1 protein-coding gene is annotated in these 1,494 nt (G+C 47.5%); it reads left to right on the top strand.

Annotated elements, in window-relative coordinates; translation table 11 throughout:
- Nucleotides 1-1,494: thiamine pyrophosphate-dependent enzyme (locus WD019_RS21595; RefSeq protein WP_425712801.1), on the top strand; the 1,494-nt coding region annotated here is incomplete at both ends.

Below are 1,494 nucleotides of genomic sequence, written 5' to 3'. Positions count from 1 at the left end.
TCTTGATGCCGTCAATCGGTTGAAAGAACTCTATACAAAGTCACTATCATATGAGTTTAGCCATGTACATGAAGCGGAAGAACGAAATTGGCTAACCCATATGGTGGAATCGGGTTCCATCCAACGTTCGTTATCAAATGAAGAACGCGTTCACTTGTTGCGCCGGTTGACGGAAGTCGAAGGCTTTGAACAGTTTTTGCATAAAACGTTTGTCGGGCAAAAACGCTTTTCCATCGAAGGTGTCGATGTGCTTGTCCCGATGCTTGACGATATTATTTTTGAAGGGGTCAGAGACGGGGCAAAAAATGTGATGATCGGCATGGCCCACCGGGGACGTTTAAATGTGCTGGCCCACGTATTAGGCAAGCCGTATGAAATCATCTTTTCGGAGTTCCATCACTCCCCGAATAAAGAATTGGTTCCATCGGAAGGATCGAAAGGAATCAACTACGGCTGGACGGGCGATGTGAAATACCATCTCGGCGGAGAACGCGCGATCAAGGAATCGAATTCATTAGAAGCCCGCTTGACATTAGCCAATAACCCGAGTCACCTTGAATTTGTCAACCCTGTCGTTGAAGGGTATACGAGGGCAGCGCAAGAAGACCGCACATCAGCTGGATTCCCGCAACAAGATGTGCAAAAATCGTTTGCCATTTTAATTCATGGCGATGCCGCATTCCCTGGTGAAGGAATTGTCGCTGAGACCTTGAATTTAAGCCGGTTGCGCGGGTTCCAAACAGGCGGAACGGTTCATATTATCGCCAACAATCTTATTGGATTTACAACCGATAGCGCGGATTCCCGTTCGACGAAGTACGCGAGCGACCTTGCGAAAGGATTTGAAATTCCGATCGTTCACGTGAACGCGGATGATCCTGAAGCATGCTTGACCGCGATGCATTTGGCTTATCAATATCGTAAACGTTTTAATAAGGATTTCCTTATCGATTTGGTCGGTTACCGCCGGTACGGCCACAATGAAATGGACGATCCGCATGCCACACAGCCGTACATGTATGGAATGATCGACAAGCATCCAACCGTGAAAAAACTTTATGGGGAAGTTTTACAGGCAAAAGGCATTCTTTCTGCTGAAGAGATCGAAAAAATAGAACAAGAAGTTCAGGCCAATCTTCAGGCGGAATACGAGAAAGTGAAAAAAGACGGCGATCAAGAGTTTGAAGAGCCATGCTTGCCTGAAAAATTGGCGCATGGTCTGCCGGATGTCGACACCGCTGTGCCATTTGATGAACTTCAACAATTAAACAATGACCTGCTTGCCCGTCCGGAAGGATTTACGGTTTACCCTAAATTGGATCGCATTCTTAAACGCCGGCGCAACGCCTTAGAAGAAGGCGGCAAAATCGATTGGGGCCATGCGGAAACATTGGCATTCGCCTCGATTTTAAAAGACGGTACGCCGATTCGTCTGACCGGGCAGGATTCAGAGCGCGGGACATTCGCCCACCGTCATATCGTTTTAAATGACAG

This window comes from Fictibacillus sp. Mic-4 (assembly GCF_049843615.1).
Taxonomy (GTDB): domain Bacteria; phylum Bacillota; class Bacilli; order Bacillales; family Fictibacillaceae; genus Fictibacillus_A; species Fictibacillus_A gelatini.
The sequence above is the reverse complement of the archived record's forward strand: the minus strand, read 5'-3'. Positions and strand labels throughout refer to the sequence as shown.